An 18817-nucleotide genomic window follows, 5' to 3' on the forward strand; every position below is an offset into this window, starting at 1 on the left:
AGCAGCCGCCTGCCATGAACGGTCAGCCGGGCATTACGGTGGGACACGAAGACCTCCGTTGTGCGGTGAAGCCTAGACACCTCCACCACACCGGAGGTCTTCGCCATGATCAAGACCCACAACTGTCAACAACGCTCGTGATCAATACACCTAGGGCGTGTCCCGAGGGACGGCGGCGTCCCTTCGGACAGGCGCGCCGCGGCGGTAGGCTCGGCCGGGCCGGGCGGAAGAGAGCGACAAGGAGACACGGTGTTCGTGAAGGTGTGCGGGCTCGCCACGACGGCCGAGATCGACGTGGCCGCGGAGGCCGGGGCCGACGCGATCGGTCTGGTCGTCAGCGGGACCAGCGTCCGCGGTCTGACCCGCGACCGCGCCGCGGTGCTCGCCGCCCATGCCCGCGCCCACACCCCCGAGCACGTGCTGTCCGTCCTCGTCGTCAACGACACCCCAGCCGCCGAGGCGGCCGCGCTCGCCCGGGAACTCGACGTCGACGCACTCCAGTTGCACGGCCCGGCCTACGGCGAGGAGGACTTCGCCGCGGCCGCCCGGGTCTTCCCCCGGCTCTGGCGCGCCACCTCCCTCAAGGAGCGGCCCGACACCCGTGTCGGCGCCTACGGCGAGGAGATCCTGCTGCTCGACTCGCCCCGCGCCGGCTCCGGTTCGCGCTGGGACCTCTCCCTCCTGGACACCGCCCGCCCCGAGGGCTCCTGGCTGCTCGCCGGCGGTCTTGCCCCCGACAACGTCGCCGAGGCCGTCGACCGGGCCCGCCCCTGGGGCGTCGACGTCTCCAGCGGCGTCGAGTCCGCCCCCGGCGTGAAGGACCACGACCTCATCCGCGAGTTCGTCACGGCCGCCAAGGCCGCCGCCACGGGCTGACGCGCCCGGGTCCGGCCCGTTGTCAGACCCTCCCGCTAGCGTGCGAGACGCAGCAAGAACCGCCCAGAACCGCACTCGCACTCTCACCTCTCACCGGGAGAACCGCTCGTGGACATCCTGCTCGTCGCCGGTCTGTGGCTCGACGGATCGGCGTGGGACGACGTCGTGCCCGAACTCTCCGCCCTCGGTCACCGGCCCGTACCGCTCACCCTCCCCGGACAGGGCGACGGCGCCGCCTCCGCCACGCTCGACGACCAGGTCGCGGCGGTCGTCGCCGCCGTCGACGCGGCGCCCGGCAGGCCCTTCGTGGTCGGCCACTCCGCCGCCGCGAGCCTGGCCTGGCTGGCGGCCGACGCGCGGCCCGAGAAGATCGCCGGGGTCGCCCTGATCGGCGGCTTCCCGGCCCCCGACGGCCGGGAGTACGCCCCCTTCTTCCCGGTCCGCGACGGCCTCATGGCCTTCCCCGGCTGGGAGCCCTTCGAGGGCCCCGACGCCGCCGACCTGGACGAGGCCACCCGCGAGCGCCTCGCCTCCGCCGCCCTCCCCGTCCCCGGGCCGGTCGTCCAGGGCGTCGTACGGCTCAGCGACCCGCGGCGCTTCGAGGTGCCCGTGACGCTGGTGTGTCCCGAGTTCACCCCGGACGAGGCCCGGCAGTGGCTTGCCGCCGGCGAGATCCCGGAGCTCACCGCCGCCCGGCACCTCTCGTACGTCGACATCGACTCGGGCCACTGGCCGATGACCACCCGGCCCCGCGAACTGGCCCGGATCCTGGCCGAGGCGGCGGACGGAGCCCCCATGGTGTGACCTGGGTCACATTCGGTCACGGTGGCCGATGACGCGGTGTCCTGCGGGCGAACACCTGGAACCCGAGGAGACACCATGACCGAGAACACCGTGCAGACGACGACGTCCGTGGTCGTGATCGGCGGCGGATACGCGGGCGTGATGGCGGCGAACCGGCTGACCCGGCGCGCCGGCGTGACCGTCACGCTGATCAACCCGCGCCCGGCCTTCGTCCACCGGGTCCGGCTGCACCAGCTGGTCGGCGGATCCCACGACGCCGTCGTCGCCTACGAGGACGTCCTGGCCGACGGCGTCCGCCTGGTCGTCGACAGCGTGACCCGGATCGACGCGGCCGGGCACGCCCTGACCCTGGCGGCCGGCGGCCCGCTCGCCTACGACTACCTGGTCTACGCCGTGGGCAGCGGCAGCGCCCACGGCTCGGGCGTGCCGGGGGCCGCCGAGTTCGCGCTGCCGGTCGCCACCCTGGAGGAGGCGGGGCGGCTGCGCACGGCCCTCGACGCCGAGCCCGCGTCGGCCCCCGTGACGGTGGTAGGCGCCGGTCCCACCGGCATCGAGACCGCCGCCGAGCTGGCGGAGGCCGGCCGCACGGTCACCCTGGTCTGCGGCGGCGTGCTCGGCCCGTATCTGCACCCGCGTGGCCGGCGTTCCGTCGCCAGGCACCTCGGCCGGCTCGGCGTAACGGTCGTCGAGGGGGCGGATGCCGAGGTGACGGCCGTGACCCGCGACGCCGTACGGCTCGCGGACGGGCGTGCGCTGCCGAGCCGGGTCACCGTCTGGACCGCCGGCTTCGGCGTTCCGGACCTGGCCGTCCGCAGCGGGCTGACCACCGACGCCGTGGGCCGCCTGCTCACGGACGAGACGCTGACGAGCGTCGACGACCCGCACATCGTCGCGGCCGGGGACTCGGCGGCGCCGTCCGGACTGCCGCTGCGGATGAGCTGCCAGTCCGCGATGCCGCAGGGCGCGCGGGCCGCCGACACCGTGCTCAGCCGGCTCGCGGGCGAGCGGCCGGAGGAACTCCACCAGTCGTACTACGCCCAGTGCGTCAGCCTGGGCCGGGGCGCCGGCGTCTTCCAGCTCGCGAACAGGGCGGATGTCGCCGTCGGGTTCCATGTCGACGGCCGGCTGGGCGCCCGGTTCAAGGAGATCGCCTGCACGTCCATCCACAAGCAGCTGGTGGGAGAGGCCCGCAAGCCCGGCTCGTACCGCCTGCACCGCCTGGCGGGCGGCGCCGCCAAACGCCGACAGCTCCTGCTCGCCGCCCACGCCGACCGCGAGCAGACCCCGGCCAACCGCTAGGCCAGGGGGCAGCGGATCGGGCCCTTGTCCGGCACCGGCACTCCCCCGGCGGCCGGACGCCGCGGGCTGCGCGGGTTGCGCGAATTCCCCTCGAAGGCCGAGCGGACCGCGCGAGAGGCCTTGGTCATGGCCGGATCGTGATCACCGCCGGCGAGATCCGGATGGCGGGCGGGGGATGGCCGGATGAACCGCCGGTGGCTGAACGCTCGTTCACGCGTTCGTGGCCGCCGGCCGGTCGGTCCGGTCCCCCCGCCCGTCGCTCAGTGCCGCTCAGTGCCGCTCGGGCAGGTCGCGCTCCGCCGGGCGGTCCGTCGCGGTCGGCGTCTCCTGAAGGGAGCGCGCCGACGCGGCCGGCTTCTTCGCGGTCCCGCAGAAGGCCGCCTCCAGGGTCCCGCCGAGCGCCGTGTTCGCCGCCCCGTGGTTGGAGGTGTTCGCGAGGGCGGACACGCTGCGCCGCCCGTCGCGGGTGGCGAAGGCGTACGTGTAGAAGCCCTGGACCGTGCCGGTGTGGCCGTACACCTGCGTGCCGCAGGACAGGTCGTAACGGCGCAGCCCGAGCCCGTAGAACCGGGTGTTGGCGGTGTCCGTCGGCGTCACCGTCGTCATCGCGTCGAGCATCGCGGGGGACAGCAGCCGGCCGCGCATCAGGGCGCTCATGAAGGTGTCGAGGTCGGCCGTGGTGGAGATGACCGCGCCGGCGGACTGGGCCCACGACACGGTCTGCTCGGTCGAGTCGACCAGCGGCGCGCCCGCCTCGTCCGGGTGCAGATAGCCGTGCACGTGCGGGCCCGCGATGCGGGTGTCCGGGTGGACGTACGACGTCCCGCGCAGCTTCAGCGGCTTGAAGATGCGCCGCTGGTACGCGTCGGCCACCGGGCGGCCGGTCAGCTTCTCGATCAGCATGCCGACGACGACGAAGTTGGCGTTGGAGTACTTGTAGGAGACGCCGGGCTCGGTGGTGCGGGGCAGGGCAAGGGAGAGGTCCACCAGCTCCTGGTACGTGAACACCCGGTTCCGCACGGACTCGAAGCCGGGCACGGTGTGCTCGAACATCGGGTCCGTGTAGTCGGCGAGACCGCTGCGGTGGGTGAGCAGATGGCGGACCGTGATGCGGTCGTCGGGCAGCAGGCCGGGGAGGTAGCGGTTGACGGGCTGGTCGAGTTCGAGCCGGCCCTCGTCCACGAGCTGGAGCAGCACGACCGTGGAGAAGGTCTTGCTGACGCTGCCGATCCGGAACCGCGAGCGGACGTCCATCGCCTCGCCCGTGGTGCGGTCCTGCACGCCGACCGTCCGGCTCCTGACGCCCTCCGGGCCGCTGTACCGGGCCATCGCGCCGGGCGCGCCGTTGGCCATGGCGGCGTTCAGCGCGGCGGTGATCCCGGCCATGTCGGGTGCCGGGGCGGGTGCCGGGACGGGTGCCGGGGCGGCGGTACGGGCGGGTGCCTGCGCGGCGGAGGCCTGCGTGGCCGGGACGAGCGTCCCGGCGAACGCGGCGATCAGCGCGGCGCCCGCGCCCGCGGCCAGACGTCGGTGCGGCGAAAGGAGCACGGAATCCCTCGACTTCTTGCTCGATGCGGTCGACCCGGACGTTCCGGACGACTCGTCACCGAGCATGAGTGCCGCCGCACGGGAAGGGTTCCCGCCGCCCAGGGCGTGTTCCGGCCATATCCGCAGCCACGTGGCCGGTTTCGGGGCACCCGCCACGAGCGGAACCGCCCAGCCGGAGCGCCACCCCCGCGAGTAGACTCCGAAGGGGTACGCGTGCCTGTGTCGGAGGTCGACGTGGCCGGTTCCGCCGGGTCCCCGGGGATGTACCCGGGGGCGTCCGACATCGGGGCGGAGTCCGGATTCGCGGGCTTGGCCGCCGAGAACCGGCGGCTGCGCGGGGACCGGGCGCGGGCGCATCTGATGGACCTGGCCACCGGGGTCCTCGCCGCACAGCTGGGCGTTTCCACGGCCGACGCGGCCGAGCACCTGACGGCGCTCGCGGGCGCCACCGGCCTGTCGCCCGAGGACCTCGCCGCGGACGTCCTCACCTCCGTCGCCGGCCCTGGAACGGCGCCCCCGCACCCGTCCCCCCTCCTCGCCCGCCGCAGCCGCCGCACCGCCGCCGTCGCCGAGACGGCGGAGGACGTCGGGGCGGCGGCGGAGGCGCTGCTCGAGGGCGGGCTCGGACCGCTCGGGGCGGACAGCGTGTGGCTGTGGCGGCTGGTCGACGGCGGCTGCCTGCGGCTCGCCGGGCACGCCGGGGTCGGCGCGGCGGAGGCGGCCGCGTGGTGGTGGATCCCGCCCGCCGCGCCGGAGGCGATCCGGGCCGCGCTCGCCGGGAACGCGCCGGTGTGGCTCTCCGAGGGCCCCGCAGGCGCCGCCGCCCTGCCGGGGGCCGGCGAGGATGCCGCACGGGCCGTGCTGCCGCTGCGCCGGCGCGGTACGACACAGGGCGTCGCGCTGATCGGCTGGCCCGGGCCCGTGGACTTCGACCCGGCGACGCGACGGGCCGTCGGCGGCCTGATGGACGTGGCCGTCGCGCTCCTGGACCGGCCGGACGGGGAGGAGGCCGGCGCCCCCGTCCTCGTCGACCTGCTCGACGCGCTGACCCACCCGGCCGCCCTGCTCCGTACCGGAGAGACGACCGGCGCGCCGGCCGTGGAGGTGGAACACGTCAACGAGGCCGCCGCCGGAGCCCTCGGCGGCACCCTCCCCGCCGACGACCGCTCCCTCGCCCGCGCGTTCCCGCACGTGCACACCGAGCTCGGCCGGCTGGCCCGCCGTGCCCGGCACACCCGCCGCCCCGGGCACGCCGCCCGGCTGCCCGCCGGGCCTCCGCGAGGCCCCGAGGACGGACCCGGCCCGCTGCTCGACGTACGGGTGCTGCCCGCCGGACCCGACCGTGCCGTGGTCCTCTGGCACACCACAGGCGACCCCGGGCTCGCCACCGGCCGCGCCGTCGCCCGGCTGCAGAGCGTCGCGACCTTCCAGGACAGCCTGACCGGCGGCGACACCGTGTGGTCGGAGCAGGCGTACGGCATCTTCGGCATGGCCCGCGACGAGGCCCCGCTGCCGCTGCTCGCGCTGCGGTCCCGCATCCACGAGGAGGACGGCGAGGCGCTGACCGCGCTGCTCAGGACGCTCACCGAACGCCGCTCCGGCGCCCAGACCGTGCTGCGGACCGTGCTCCCCGACGGATCCGTGCGGCATGTGCGGGTCGCGGCGGAACCGCTGCTCGACGGCGACACCGTCACCGGATTCGTCGGCGCCTACCAGGACGTCTCCGCGACCCGCCGCACCGAGCTCGCCCTGACCGCGACCTTCGACCGGCTCACCGCCGTCCGCGACCAGGCCGAACTGCGCCACCAGCTCGCCCTCCAGCTCCAGCGGGCGATCGTCCCCGAGGCGACCGCCCTGCGCGAACTCGCCGGACTCACCGTCGCCGCGCGCTACCGGCCGGCCGCCGAGGAGTACCAGGTCGGCGGCGACTGGTACGACGTGCTCCCGCTGCCCGGCGGCAAGGTGCTGCTCGCCGTCGGCGACATCGCCGGCCACGGCATCGACTCCGTCACCGGCATGGTCTCCCTGCGCAACGCCCAGCGCGCCCTCGCCTTCACCGGCCGCCCGCCCCACCAGCTGATGGGCTGGCTCAACGAGGTCACCCTCCGCACCGGCGGCGGCTCCACCGCCACCGCCGTCTGCGCGCTGTACGACCCCGAGGACGGCGGTCTCGTCTGGTCCAGCGCCGGCCACCTTCCGCTGCTGCTGATCCGCGACGGCCGGGCCCGGCTCCTCGAACCGCCGCAGGACGTCCTCCTCGGCGCGGTGCCCTCGTACGCGTACGAGGAACGCCGCACCGCCCTGCACCCGGGCGACACCCTGCTGCTCTACACCGACGGCCTCGTCGAGCGCCGCCACGAGGGCCTGGGCCCGGGGCTCGCGCGGCTGCTCGCGGTCGCGACCCGGGTGGCCGGCCGTGAGAGCCCCGAACTCCTGGTGGACGCGCTGCTCGGGATGGCCCTCGGGGACACGGACGACGACACGAGCGTGGTCGCGGTCCGCCTCCGGCGCCCGGAGGAGGAGAAGGGGCAGAAGTAGGGAGCAGGGGGAGGGAGACGGGGGAGGGAGACGGGGGAGACGTCCGGCGAGGGCGTCAGTCCGCCAGCCGGCGGCGGACCCTGACGAGCAGTTCCGCCTCGTCGACCGGCTTGGCGAGGTAGTCGTCGGCGCCCGCCTCCAGGGCGTGGGCCCGGTCGCCCGGCATGGCCTTCGCGGTGACGACGATGATGGGCAGGTCGCCGCGGCCGGGCATCCGCCGGATCTCCTCGATCGCGCGGTAGCCGTCCATGCCGGCCATCATCACGTCCATCAGGACGAGCCGGACCTCGTCGTGCGCGGCGAGCAGTTCGAGCGCCCGCCGGCCTCCGTCGGCGGTCAGCACCCGCAGCCCGTGCGTCTCCAGGACCTGGGTGAGCGCGAAGACGTTCCGGGTGTCGTCGTCCACGACCAGCACGGTCGCCGAGGGCTCCGGGGCGGGGGCCGCGCTCTCGGCCACCTCGTCCCCGGCATCGGTGCCGGTCTCCGTGCCGGCGGCGTCGGCCGGGCCCGCCGGGGCGGGGGCGGCCTGCTCCGGGAGGTGGAAGGTGAAGGTGCTGCCGCGGCCCGGGGTGCTCTCGACCTCGATCGTGCCGCCCAGGAGCGTGGCCACCTCGCGGCTGATCGAGAGGCCGAGCCCGGTCCCGCCGTACTCGCGCGCGGTCGTGCCGTCGCCCTGCTGGAACGCGTCGAAGATGTGCCGCAGCCGGTCCGCAGGGATGCCCACCCCGGTGTCCGCGACCCGGAACGCGAGCACCCGCCGCCCGTCCCGAAGCGCGGCCGGCACCTGGTCGGGCGGTGTGTGCTCGACGGTCAGCGACACCTTGCCGACCTCGGTGAACTTCAGGGCGTTGGAGAGGAGGTTGCGCAGCACCTGCCGCAGCCGCGCCTCGTCGGTGGTCAGCCGCTCGGGTACGCCGGGGGCGACGGCGACGGAGAAGTCCAGCCCCTGCTGGTCGGCGACCGGGGCGAAGGTGTCTTCCAGGGACTCCAGGAGCTGGGACAGCGCGAAGGGTTCGCGCCGCACCTCCATCTTGCCCGCCTCCACCTTCGACAGGTCGAGGATGTCGTTGATGAGCTGCAGCAGGTCGGAACCGGCCGAGTGGATGACCTCCGCGTAGTCGACCTGCTTCTCCGTCAGATTCCCCTCCGGGTTCTGTGCGAGCAGCCGGGCGAGGATCAGCAGACTGTTGAGCGGGGTGCGCAGCTCGTGGCTCATGTTGGCCAGGAACTCCGACTTGTACATGGAGGTGCGGGACAACTGCTGGGCGCGCGCCTCCAGTTCCTGCCGGGCCTGCTCGATGACCCGGTTCTTCGACTCGATGTCCTGGTTGCGCTCGGCCAGCAGCTCCGCCTGCTCCTGCAGTTCGGCGTTGGAGCGCTGGAGCTCGCGCTGGCGGGCCTGCAACTCCAGGGTGCGGGAGCGGAGTTCGTCGGCGAGGCTGCGGGACTGGGCGAGCAGTTCGTCGGTGCGGAGGTTGGCGACCAGCGAACTGAGCACGGCACCCGCGCTGACCACGAACCGGTCCAGGAAGTCGCGTTGCAGCGCGCCGAAGGGGCGCAGCGAGGCGAGCTCGACGGCGCCGAGGACCTGGTCCTCGACCACGATCGGCAGGACGATGAGCGCGGCCGGCTCGCCGGTGCCGACGGCGGAGGACACCGTCGCGTACCCCTCGGGCACCGGGTCGACGAGCAGGACGCGCCGGTCCCGGGCGGCCTGCCCGACCAGCCCCTCGCCGGTGCGGAAGCGGCGCGGCGGGTCGCCGGAGACGACCGGGAGACCGTACGAGGCGGCCATGACCAGGTCCGGCCCGTCGGGCACGGCACGGCGCGCCGCCGGACCCTCGTCCGGACCCCCGTCCGGACCCGACTCCTTTCCGGTCGCCTTTCCGGTCCGCTCGTCGGCCCCCTCACCCGGCTCGGGCCCGGGCTCGGGCTTCGGCTTGGGCTCGGGTTCGGGCTCGGCGGCCAGGAAGAACGCCCCGTACTGCGCCGATACCAGCGGCGGCACCTCCGCCATGATGAGTTCGGCGATCTCCGGCAGCCCGCGGGTGCTCTGCAGCAGCGCCGTGATCCGGGCCAGATTGGTCTGCAGCCAGTCCTGCTCCTCGTTGGCGCGGGTGGTCGCGCGCAGCGACTCGACCATGGCGTTGATGTTGTCGCGGAGTTCGCCGACCTCGCCCGGCGCCTCGACGGTGATGGAGCGGGTGAGGTCGCCCTCGGCGACCGCGCTCGTGACCTCGGCGATGGCCCGGACCTGGCGGGTCAGGTTCCCGGCCAGCTCGTTGACGTTCTCGGTGAGCCGCATCCAGGTGCCGGAGACGCCCTCCACCTCCGCCTGGCCGCCGAGCTGCCCCTCGGTGCCGACCTCGCGGGCCACCCGGGTCACCTCGGCGGCGAAGGACGACAGCTGGTCGACCATCGTGTTGATGGTGGTCTTGAGCTCCAGGATCTCGCCGCGCGCCGACACGTCGATCCGGCTGGTCAGATCGCCCTGGGCGACGGCGGTGGTCACCTGCGCGATGTTGCGGACCTGGTTGGTCAGGTTGTCCGCCATCGAGTTCACGTTGTCGGTGAGGTCCTTCCAGGTGCCGGACACCCCCCGCACCCGGGCCTGGCCGCCGAGCTTGCCCTCGGTGCCGACCTCACGGGCCACCCGGGTCACCTCCTCGGCGAAGGAGGAGAGCCGGTCGACCATGGTGTTGATGGTCTCCTTGAGCTCCAGGATCTCGCCGCGCGCGTCCACCCGGATCTTCTGCGTGAGGTCGCCGCGGGCCACGGCGGTCGCGACCTGCGCGATGGAGCGCACCTGGGAGGTCAGGTTGTCGGCCATGGTGTTCACACCGGTGGTGAGCTCCCGCCACACCCCGCTCGCCCGCGGCGCGCCCGCGCGCCCGCCCAGCAGGCCCTGCCCGCCGACCTCGCCGGCCACCCGGGTCACCTCGGAGGTCAGCAGCGACAGCCGCTCGACCATGTCGTTGTAGACGGTCGCGATCTCGCCCTGCACACCCTGCGCGCCCTCGGGCAGGCGTACGGACAGCTCCCCGTCCCGTACGGCGGTCAGCCCGGCGAGCAGCCGCCGCAGCCCCTCCTCGGCGGACTTGCCGTCCTGTGCGCCGTCGTGCCGGCCGTCGTGCCGGTCGTCGTGCGTGCCGTGGGGTGCTGGTGTGCGCTCTGCCATGAGGGCCTGCCCGGGCGGGGTCGGACGCCCCGCCCATCCACTCTAGGACCCGCCGGGTCCGGAAGCCTCTGGGAACAGGTCCACCTGGAACCAGACCGTCTTGCCGTCCGGCCCCCGGGGCACCGTGCCCCAGCGCGCGGCGAGCCGCTGGAGCAGATAGAGCCCGTGTCCGGAGGAGCGGTAGGCCCGGTGCGGGCCGTGCGGGCGGGGGCGGTGCGGGTCGGTGTCGCTGACCTGCACCCACAGGGCGCGGTCGGTCCCGTCGAGGCGCAGCTCGGACGGCACGCCGCCGTGCGTGTGCGCGTTGGTGACGACCTCGGAGACCAGCAGCAGCGCGTCCGCCACCGCCCGGGTGTCCGGGGCGTCCGCGGGACCGAACCAGGAGTTCAGGGCCCGACGGGTCGCCTCGCGGCACGCGGCGACGACACCCGGGCCCGGTGGCACCCCCGTCAGGTCGTACCGCAGGGACCGGCCGTGGCCGCGGCCACGGATCTCCTTTCCGTGCGCGATGGTCATACGCTGCGGCTTGCCGCTGCCGCGGTCCGCAAACCGGGGCGGCGGGGACGCCACGGCGGGGACGGTGGCGGGGACGGTACGGCGGGGTGTCGGGCCGGCTCAGTTCCTTCGCCAGGGCGGCCGGGACGGGCGGGTGACCTCGACCCACACGACCTTCCCGGGGGCGTCGTCCGCCTTCGGCGTCGAGCCCCAGGCCCCGGCCAGCCGGTCCAGGACCATCAGCCCGTGCCCGCCGGGCAGCGCGGGGGAGCGGGGCGCGTGCGGGCGGGGCGGGACCGGGCTCGCGTCGGCCACTTCGAGGCGCAGCCGCCCGTCGGCGTGCCGCAGCACCAGCTCCTCGGGTCCCGCGGTGTGCAGACACGCGTTGGTGACGACCTCCGACACCATCAGGAGCACGTCCTCGGCCCGCTCGCGCTCCTCCGGCGTGGCAGCGGGCAGCCAGCCCCAGTCGCGCAGCGCCGCCGCGGTGAAGTCGCGGCAGCGGGTGACGGCCCCGGCAGTGCCGCCGAGGAGGAGGCGCCGGACCTGGGCGTCGGCGAAGGCGGGCGGGTCCGGTGGGCGGTCGCCGTCGTCCGGCCGCCCGCCGGTCCCGGCCCCGGGGGCGCCGTTCCTCATGACCCCTCCGGGGCCGGGGCGTCCGCGAGGGCGCTCGCGACGGTCTCGTACACCCGGAAGACCGAGAGCGCGCCGGTGATCTCGAACATGCGGTCCACCGGGGGCCGCAGGCCCGCGATGTCGAGGCGGCCGCCCGCCTCGGTCATCCGCAGCCGGGCGCGGAGGAGCACGTTCAGGCCGGTGGAGTCGCAGAAACTCAGCTCGGAGCAGTCCACGACGACCCGGCCGCCGTTCCGGCTGCTCCCCGCGTCGCCGCCGTGCTCCGCGAGGGCGTCCCGCAGCGGGCCCGCCGTGTCGTGGTCGAGTTCGCCCGAGAGGGCGAGGACGACGGTGTCGGGGCGCCGTCCGCTCAGTACCCGGACGTCGAGTCGTCCGGTGAAGTCCTCCGCCCGATCCATGGCCTCCATGCGGTGGCGGCCTCCTTCCGGTCCGGTTCCGCCGGACCCGACAACCCTCGTGCCTCGTGCCTCACGCACCATGATCAGGCGAAGCCGAGCACCGCGCGATCCTTGACGATGGTGAACAGCCCCAGCGTCCCCGTCATCGCGAACAGCTGCTTCAGCTGCCGCGGCACCGGTCCGGCGAGGACGAGCCGCCCGTGCGCGAAGTGGGCGGTCAGCAGCTCGTGCAGGAACGACGAGTCGCCGAAGCCGATCCGGGAGATGTCGAGCACGGTCCGCCGAGGGCCCGAGTGCCGGGCCTCGGCGAGCGCCCGGCGCAGGCAGCCGACCGTGTCGACGTCGAACTCCCCGGTCGCCGAGAGCACCACGGTGTCCGGCGCCGGGGAGGTCTCGCGGACCACCCAGGCCGTGCCCGCCGGGGCACGGTAGGTCCGCGGCTCCTGGCCGGCCGGGCTCGGGTCCGGCTCCCCGCCCTGCGGCTCGAACTCCACGGGGACCATGGCGGCACCTCCGCTGGGCGCCTGCCCCGATCCGGGCCGCTCATGCGACCGGGGGCCCGGCCGCGGGGGTGGGGTCAGGGGTGCGGCGGCGCGCTGAGTTCGACGGCGCGCAGGGCCGCCGCGAGCGACAGCTCGTCGGGGATGTCGAGGGCGGTGTCGGTCAGCTTGATCACGTGTTCGTCGCCGTGCGCGAGGGCGCGCTCGAAGACCTCCTCGGGGGTGAGGCGGCCGGGCGGGGCGGGGACGACGGCCTCGGCCGGCGCGTACATCGCGGTCACCGCCGCCGACGCCGTCCACGCGGCGTGCAGGCCGGCCGCCCACAGGTCGCGGGGGAGCGCGGGCAGGGTGCGCAGGACGGCGTTGGGGGCGGTGGCGGCGTGGACCAGCATGGTCTCCTCGCCGTGGCCGTGGGTGGCATAGCGGTGGGTCGCGGCGAGGACGAGCTCGGTGAGCCGCTCGTACGCCGCTTCCGGGCCGGTCACGGACGTCGCCCACACCGGCAGCCGCGCCACCTGCCCGAGCCGGTCGGGGAGACCGCCCTCCTGTCCGTCGATGCGCGGCACCGCGTCGAGCGCGGCGGACGCGGTGGCGCCGTCCGTCCCCGGCAGCGGGGCGACGCCGGTGACGGGGCGGTGCCGGGCGGCCCAGTAGCCGAGGCCGTGCGCCAGCTCGGTGAGCCGCGGGCCGGGAGCCGTACCGCTGTCGCCGTCCGCGAGGAGGGTGCGTACGGCGTGGCCGACGCGGATCACCGGGTGCGTCGAGCCCCCGTACATGCCGGGCAGCAGTCGCGGCCACCACTCGGCGAGGACGTCCTGCCAGGGGCGCCCGTCGAGCTCCCGGCCGAAGTGCCCGATCCAGTCGGCGGCGCGGCGCGGGTCGCCCAGGGCCTCCTGCCGGTTCCCGGCGGTGACGGGGGCGAGCCCGGCCGGGAACTCCTCCAGCTTCGGCGCGTACCGGTCGAGCCACCGGTGCACCGCCCGCGCCTGCCCGTGCGCGGCCAGCGCCTCGACGGCCATCGGCGCGTGATTGGTCAGCCGGCCGAGCCGCTCGGGCCCGGTGGAGTGCAGCCGCTCCAGCGCCTCGTCGAGGACGCCGGTGGTGTCGGTGGTGTGCGTGCCAGTCGTCTCCATACGGGCGACGGTAGGCCGGACCACGGGGGCGCCGTAACGGGCGCGAGGCGTAGGGCGGGAGGCGCCGCCGGTCCAGGGCCGGTCCTAGGCCCGGTCCTGGGGCCGGATCCGCGGGTTACCCTCGGCCGGTCAACCGCGTTCCGTCAGAAGGGGGTTCGACCCGTGATGACCGCGTCTTCCCGTGGCTCGATGCTCGAACTGCTCTCGGCCGACGGTCCCGACCCGGACCACGCCGAGGCGCTGATGCTCTACGGCCGACTCGTCGGCACCTGGCGCATCGAGAACCGCTACCGGTTCCCGGACGGGGAGTGGCGCACCGCGGCGGGCGAGTGGCGGTTCGGCTGGACGCTCGGCGGCCGGGTGGTGCAGGACGTGCTCCACTGCCCCGACTTCCACGGCCCGTTCCCCGGCACCACGGTGCGGATGTACGACGTCACCACCGGGCTGTGGCAGATCACCTGGTTCTCGCCGAAGCTTCCCTCGTACTTCTCCCAGACGGGGCGGCCCGACGGCGCCGGCGGCATGATCCAGGAGGGCACCGACGCCGAGGGCCGGCTCTCGCGCTGGACGTTCGGCGACGTCACGCCGGCCTCGTTCCACTGGCAGGGCTTCGTCGCCACGCCCGACGGCGGCTGGGACCTGTTCCAGGAGATGCACGCGACCCGGGCCGACCTTCCGCACGGGGGTCATCCGACTGGCTGACTCGGGGGTCGGCCGGCCCCGGGCCGCGAGGGCGGCTCAGGCGCTCGTGAGGATCACGAGCTGCCGGGTCGCCCGGGTCATCGCGACATAGCGGTCGACGGCGCCCTCGACGCCGGTGCCGAACCGCTCGGGGTCGACCAGGACCACCAGGTCGAACTCCAGGCCCTTCGACAGCTCCGGGGTGAGCGAGAAGACCCGCTCCCTGCCCCGCGCCAGGGGACCGCCGATGACACATGCGGTCCCTTCGGCGTGCTCGGCCAGCCAGCCGTCCAGGATCCCCTCCAGGCCGGCGACCGGGCCGTGGAGCACCGGGACGCCGGAACGGCGCACCGAGGCCGGCACGTTGGCGTCCGGGAGCGCCGCCCGGATCACCGGCTCGGCCTCGGCCATCACCTCTTCCGGCGTACGGTAGTTGATGCTCAGGGAGGCCGTCTCGACCCGGTCGAGACCGATGCGCTCCAGACGCTCCCGCCACGACTCGGTGAAGCCGTGCCGGGCCTGTGCGCGGTCCCCGACCACCGTGAAGGACCGGGACGGGCAGCGCAGCAGCAGCATCTGCCATTCGGCGTCGGTGAGTTCCTGCGCCTCGTCGACCACGATGTGCGCGAACGGACCGGCGAGCGCGTCCCGTTCGGCGCCCGGCAGCACGCTCTCGTCGACCAGGCTGACCTTCGCGTCCTCGCCGCGCAGCATCCGTACCAGGCCCTCGCCGTCGTCCCCGTCCGCGCCGGAGTCGGCGGCCGCCGCGATCAGGTTGTCGACCACCGCCGACATCTCCCGGCGCTGGGCGGCGAGCGCCTGCTCGTAACGGCGCAGCCGCAGCCCCGCCTCCGGGTCGCCGAGCCGCTGCCGCGCCGCGTCCAGGAGCGGCAGGTCGGACACCGTCCAGGCCCGGGGCTCGGCGCGCTGCAGCAGCCGCACCTCGTCCCGCGACAGCCACGGCGCACAAAGACGCAGATACGCGGGCACGGACCAGAGGTCGCCCACCAGGTCGGCCGGATCGAGCACCGGCCAGGCGCCGTGCAGCGTCTCGGCCAGCTCCCGGTCGGCGCGCAGCGCCGTGCGGAACCGCTCCTCCGGCACCTCGGTGTCCTCGTCCAGCTTCTCCAGGAGCAGGCTGCCCAGCTCCTCCCAGATCCGCTCGCGGGCCTCGTTGTGCGGCACGCCGTCGGCGGCCTCGAAGGCCTCCGCCCAGTCGTCGGCGGTGAGCCGCAGCTCCGCCCACGGGGTGCTGACCGTCAGCGCCCGCGTCGGCGCCTCCTCGTAGAAGCGCACGGCGAGCTCGATCGAGCGCACCATCTCGGCGGAGGACTTCAGCCGGGCCGCCGCCGGGTCGCTCTCGGGCACCGCCGAGGCGCCCTCGGGAACCAGGTCGCGCACGGTGCAGGTGCGCACGCCCTCCTCGCCGAGGCTCGGCAGCACGTCGGAGACGTACGCCAGATACGGCCGGCTCGGGCCGACGAAGAGGACGCCGCCGCGCCGGTGGCCGAGGCGCGGGTCGGAGTAGAGCAGGTGGGCGGTGCGGTGCAGGGCGACGACGGTCTTGCCGGTGCCCGGACCGCCGTCGACGACCAGCGCGCCGCGCGAACCGGCCCGGATGATCGCGTCCTGGTCGGCCTGGATCGTGGCGAGCACGTCCCGCATGCGTTCCGAGCGGTTGGAGCCGAGGCTCGCGATGAACGCGGACTGGTCGTCGAGCGCCGCGTGCCCTTCGAGGCCGTCGGCGGTGAACACCTCGTCCCAGTAGTCGTGGATCCGGCCGCCGGCCCACTGGTAGCGGCGCCGGCTGGCCAGGCCCATCGGCCGGGCGTGGGTCGCCGCGAAGAAGGGCTCGGCGGCCGGTGAGCGCCAGTCGACGAGCAGCCGCCGCCCGGCGGCGTCGGTGAGGCCGAGGCGGCCGATGTAGACGGGGTCGCCGTCGGCGCCACCCGAAGGAACGATCCGCCCCAGACACAGGTCCAGGCCGAAGCGGCGCAGGGTGCGCAGCCGGCCGGTCAGCCGGTGGATCTCGTTGTCCCGCTCCATCGCCTCCCGGCCGATCCCGCCCGGCGCCCTGCGCAGCACGGCGAGCCGGTCCGTGAGCTCGGCGATCGACTGCTCCAGGCTCTCGGCGACGGCCGCGAAGTGCTGCTCGTCGGCGGCGATCAGCGCCGGGTCGGCCTTGGTGGAGTGGATGTCGGACAGATCGAACGCGGACGTATGCGTACGCACGTGGTGAAGCTCCCATTTCCGCAGGTTCCGGCGTCAGGAGAGCGATTGTGCGGCACCAGGGGGGCCTTGCCGCAAGGCCCCCCGTGCGCTATAAGTTGAGAGTGGCGAGGAGAGCGTTCCTCGCCTCTTCTGTTTTCCGGGGCGCCGGGTGAGACCCGGCGCCCCGCGCTACGCCTGCTACCAGGAGGACTTGGTGACTCCGGGCAGGAAGCCGGCGTGCGCGAGCTGCCGGGTGCGGACGCGGGAGAGGCCGAACCGGCGCAGATGACCGCGCGGGCGCCCGTCCACCGCGTCGCGGTTACGCACCCGGGTGGCGCTGGCGTCGCGCGGCTGGCGCCGCAGCTCGGCGAGCGCGTCGGCGCGCTCGGCCGGGGTGGAGCCGGGCCGGCGCAGGATCTCCTTGAGCTCCGCCCGGCGGGCGGCGTACCGCTCGACCGTGCGCCTGCGCTGCTCGTTCTTCGCGATCTTGCTCTTCTTCGCCATCAGACCCTCCCTCCGCGGGCGCGGATACGGGCCACGGCGGCCTCGATGCCGATGGTGTCGACCGTCCGGATCGCGCGGACGCTCAGTGTGAGCCGTACGTACCGGCTCTCGCTCGGCAGCCAGTAGCGCTTGCGCTGCACGTTCGGGTCGAAGCGGCGCGAGGTGCGCCGGTGGGAGTGGGACACGGAGTTGCCGAATCCCGGCTTGGCGCCGGTCAGTTGGCAGTGGGCGGACATGGGTGGGGCTGCCTCTCTCGACGGTCATCGTTAACGTTAATGAAAACCATTGTCACATACTGATGCCGTGCCCGTGCCCGTGCCCGTGCCCGTGGCCGTGGCCCGACCGTCACCCGTTGGAGTGGACCCGTGGCGCGGGGCGCCCCCCTTTCCGGCACAGGCGCCGTGCAACAGGCGGTTCGAGGCGCCGATGTTCGGCGCGATCTACGGGATCATCCTCGCGTTCGTCATCGTCGCCGACCTCGACCACGCGCTCAGCGGGTACGTGCACGCCGTCGTCGAGGACCAGTGGCCGCGGATGCGGGCCGGGCAGCCGGCGTACGGCGCGACCGAGACGCATCTGCGGGCCGCGTTCGACGTGCTCCAGGCGTACGACCCGAAGACCCCGCGCGAGGAGGTCTTCTACGGGCAGGCCGTCGGCCACCTGAACGACGTCGCCGCCCAGCGCCGCGCCCGCATCACCATGGCGCAGCAGGAACTCCCGCCGCTCCTCCAGGTGTTGGCGATCGGCGGCGCGGTCGTCCTCATCCCGCTGACCTTCCTCTACGGCATGCGCAAACTGCGCGTCCAGCTGCTCTTCGTCGCCTCCGTCGCCGCGCTCGTCGGCTTCAGCCTGCTCCTCGTCCTCGTCCTCGACCGACCCTTCGCCGGCGAACTCAGCGTGAGCCCCGCCCCGTACCGGGAAGGCGCCCTCGCCCGGTACTGGTAGCCCTGACGTGGTTCGAGGAGCCGTCAGGCCCTGGGCGCCGTGCTCGTGCCCGGTGTCAGACGGGGAAGGAGCAGGCGGGGCGGCGGCACGGCACCCGGCGGGGTGGCGAGGGCCAGGGCGACCGCCTCACGGGACATCTCGCGCTTCGGCAGGACCACCGAGGTGAGCGTCGAGCGGGACAGCAGGCCCTCCGGGGTGTCGTCGTGGGCGACGACCGAGAGGTCGTGCGGGACCGAGCGGCCCAGGGCGCGGGCCGCCTCCGTGGCCGCCGCCGCGAGGACGTCGTGGGTGGCGAAGAGCGCGGTGGCCTCGGGGTGGGCGCTCAGGGCGGCGAGCGCCGTGTCGAGGCCGGCGCGGAAGGCCGGGGCGGGGGACAGATGGACGGGGGAGTCCTCGCCGAAGGCGCGCCGGAAGCCCTCGACGCGTACGGAGTGGGCGGGGCTCGCCAGGATCACGGCCCGTTCGTGGCCCAGCTCGCGCAGATGGCGGCCGGCGAGCCCGCCGCCGTACGCGTAGTCGATGGTGACCACCGGGAAGCCGGGCGGCACCGGCGCCTCCCACGCGCACAGCACCACCGGGAAGCGGGCGTCCGCGAGCAGCGGCAGATGGCCGGTGAGCCCCTGGTCCCCGGCGATCAGGAGCGCGTCCACCGAGCGGCTGGTGAGCCCCGCCAGATGGCGCCGGGCGCGCTCGCCGTCCAGCCGTGTCGTGCACAGCAGCAGATGGTGGCCCCGCTCCTCCAGGGCGTCCTCGACCTCCTCGACGACGTCCGCGTAGAACGGCGCCGAGACCGTCGGCACGAACAGCCCCACCGTGCGGGTGCTGCCCGTCGCCAGCGAACGGGCCACCAGGTTGGGCACGTAACCGAGTTCGGCGATCGCCGCGCGCACCCGCGCCTCGGTGGCCGGGCGGACCGCCACCCGTCCCGTGACGACGTTCGACACGGTCTGCTTGGTGACGCCGGCCCGTTCCGCCACCTCGCGCATGGTCACCATGGCGTCGCACCGTAGCCCCGTCGCCAACCGCGGTCAAGGGGCGGTGATTTCGGGGGCCGGACTGTGCCGCGCCTCT

At 74.6% G+C, this 18817-nt stretch carries 18 protein-coding genes; 6 read left to right on the plus strand and 12 right to left on the minus strand.

Annotated features, from left to right (window positions below):
- Positions 1-249 precede the first annotated feature (249 nt).
- The 3 genes from AB0M18_RS26115 to AB0M18_RS26125 all read left to right on the plus strand — a co-directional run bounded on the left by AB0M18_RS26115 (position 250) and on the right by AB0M18_RS26125 (position 2979).
- A complete protein-coding gene (locus AB0M18_RS26115) occupies positions 250-876 on the plus strand; it encodes a phosphoribosylanthranilate isomerase (protein WP_365762047.1) in 627 nt (208 codons plus the stop codon).
- A gap of 108 nt (positions 877-984) precedes the next feature.
- Positions 985-1680 (plus strand): alpha/beta fold hydrolase, encoded by a 696-nt coding sequence (locus tag AB0M18_RS26120; RefSeq protein ID WP_365762049.1) that lies wholly within the window; start codon positions 985-987, stop codon positions 1678-1680.
- A gap of 75 nt (positions 1681-1755) precedes the next feature.
- Complete coding sequence (locus AB0M18_RS26125; RefSeq protein WP_365762051.1) at positions 1756-2979, plus strand: FAD-dependent oxidoreductase; 1224 nt, start codon at positions 1756-1758, stop codon at positions 2977-2979.
- On the opposite strand, the gene AB0M18_RS26130 is transcribed toward AB0M18_RS26125, so the two are convergent.
- Positions 2976-3107, minus strand: a complete 132-nt coding sequence (locus AB0M18_RS26130; RefSeq protein ID WP_365762053.1) for a hypothetical protein — start codon at positions 3105-3107, stop codon at positions 2976-2978. The genes AB0M18_RS26125 and AB0M18_RS26130 overlap by 4 nt on opposite strands.
- A gap of 142 nt (positions 3108-3249) precedes the next feature.
- Positions 3250-4527 carry a serine hydrolase domain-containing protein gene (locus AB0M18_RS26135; protein WP_365762055.1) on the minus strand — a complete coding sequence of 426 codons (1278 nt, stop codon included), beginning with the start codon at positions 4525-4527 and terminating at the stop codon, positions 3250-3252.
- 213 nt (positions 4528-4740) lie between these two features.
- On the opposite strand from AB0M18_RS26135, the gene AB0M18_RS26140 reads away from it, so the two are divergent.
- The gene (locus AB0M18_RS26140) at positions 4741-7065 is read left to right on the plus strand and encodes a SpoIIE family protein phosphatase (protein ID WP_365762057.1); all 2325 of its coding nucleotides are present in this window, start codon (positions 4741-4743) and stop codon (positions 7063-7065) included.
- 55 nt (positions 7066-7120) lie between these two features.
- On the opposite strand, the gene AB0M18_RS26145 is transcribed toward AB0M18_RS26140, so the two are convergent.
- From AB0M18_RS26145 to AB0M18_RS26170, 6 genes are all read right to left on the minus strand, one after another.
- The gene (locus AB0M18_RS26145; protein WP_365762059.1) at positions 7121-10243 is read right to left on the minus strand and encodes a HAMP domain-containing protein; all 3123 of its coding nucleotides are present in this window, start codon (positions 10241-10243) and stop codon (positions 7121-7123) included.
- Positions 10244-10285: 42 nt separating this feature from the next.
- Positions 10286-10759 (minus strand): ATP-binding protein, encoded by a 474-nt coding sequence (locus AB0M18_RS26150; protein ID WP_365762061.1) that lies wholly within the window; start codon positions 10757-10759, stop codon positions 10286-10288.
- A 99-nt stretch (positions 10760-10858) separates the two neighbouring features.
- Entirely contained in the window at positions 10859-11374 is a 516-nt protein-coding gene (locus tag AB0M18_RS26155) for an ATP-binding protein (protein WP_365762063.1), read from the minus strand.
- Positions 11371-11772: an STAS domain-containing protein gene (locus tag AB0M18_RS26160; protein ID WP_365762282.1), complete on the minus strand. Its 402-nt coding sequence runs from the start codon at positions 11770-11772 to the stop codon at positions 11371-11373. The genes AB0M18_RS26155 and AB0M18_RS26160 overlap by 4 nt, the downstream gene beginning before the upstream one ends.
- Positions 11773-11855: 83 nt before the next feature.
- Entirely contained in the window at positions 11856-12275 is a 420-nt protein-coding gene (locus AB0M18_RS26165; RefSeq protein ID WP_365762065.1) for an STAS domain-containing protein, read from the minus strand.
- Positions 12276-12349: 74 nt separating this feature from the next.
- Positions 12350-13405: a hypothetical protein gene (locus AB0M18_RS26170; RefSeq protein WP_365762067.1), complete on the minus strand. Its 1056-nt coding sequence runs from the start codon at positions 13403-13405 to the stop codon at positions 12350-12352.
- A 165-nt stretch (positions 13406-13570) separates the two neighbouring features.
- Between AB0M18_RS26170 and AB0M18_RS26175 the strand changes: the two genes are divergently transcribed.
- A complete protein-coding gene (locus AB0M18_RS26175; RefSeq protein WP_365762069.1) occupies positions 13571-14107 on the plus strand; it encodes a hypothetical protein in 537 nt (178 codons plus the stop codon).
- A gap of 36 nt (positions 14108-14143) precedes the next feature.
- Here the strand turns inward: AB0M18_RS26175 and helR are convergent, their stop codons facing one another.
- The 3 genes from helR to rpmB all read right to left on the minus strand — a co-directional run bounded on the left by helR (position 14144) and on the right by rpmB (position 17037).
- A complete protein-coding gene (gene helR, locus AB0M18_RS26180) occupies positions 14144-16318 on the minus strand; it encodes an RNA polymerase recycling motor ATPase HelR (protein WP_365762071.1) in 2175 nt (724 codons plus the stop codon).
- 177 nt (positions 16319-16495) lie between these two features.
- Entirely contained in the window at positions 16496-16801 is a 306-nt protein-coding gene (rpsN, locus tag AB0M18_RS26185; RefSeq protein ID WP_365762073.1) for a 30S ribosomal protein S14, read from the minus strand.
- On the minus strand, positions 16801-17037 hold the full coding sequence (gene rpmB, locus AB0M18_RS26190) for a 50S ribosomal protein L28 (protein WP_365762075.1): 237 nt from the start codon (positions 17035-17037) through the stop codon (positions 16801-16803). The genes rpsN and rpmB overlap by 1 nt, the downstream gene beginning before the upstream one ends.
- 190 nt (positions 17038-17227) lie before the next feature.
- On the opposite strand from rpmB, the gene AB0M18_RS26195 reads away from it, so the two are divergent.
- Positions 17228-17746 (plus strand): hypothetical protein, encoded by a 519-nt coding sequence (locus AB0M18_RS26195; RefSeq protein ID WP_365762077.1) that lies wholly within the window; start codon positions 17228-17230, stop codon positions 17744-17746.
- A 23-nt stretch (positions 17747-17769) separates the two neighbouring features.
- Here AB0M18_RS26195 and AB0M18_RS26200 read toward each other — a convergent pair whose 3' ends face one another.
- Positions 17770-18741 carry a LacI family DNA-binding transcriptional regulator gene (locus tag AB0M18_RS26200; RefSeq protein WP_365762079.1) on the minus strand — a complete coding sequence of 324 codons (972 nt, stop codon included), beginning with the start codon at positions 18739-18741 and terminating at the stop codon, positions 17770-17772.
- Positions 18742-18817: the final 76 nt, after the last annotated feature.

This window comes from Streptomyces sp. NPDC051909, assembly GCF_040681095.1.
Classification (GTDB): Bacteria; Actinomycetota; Actinomycetes; order Streptomycetales; family Streptomycetaceae; genus Streptomyces.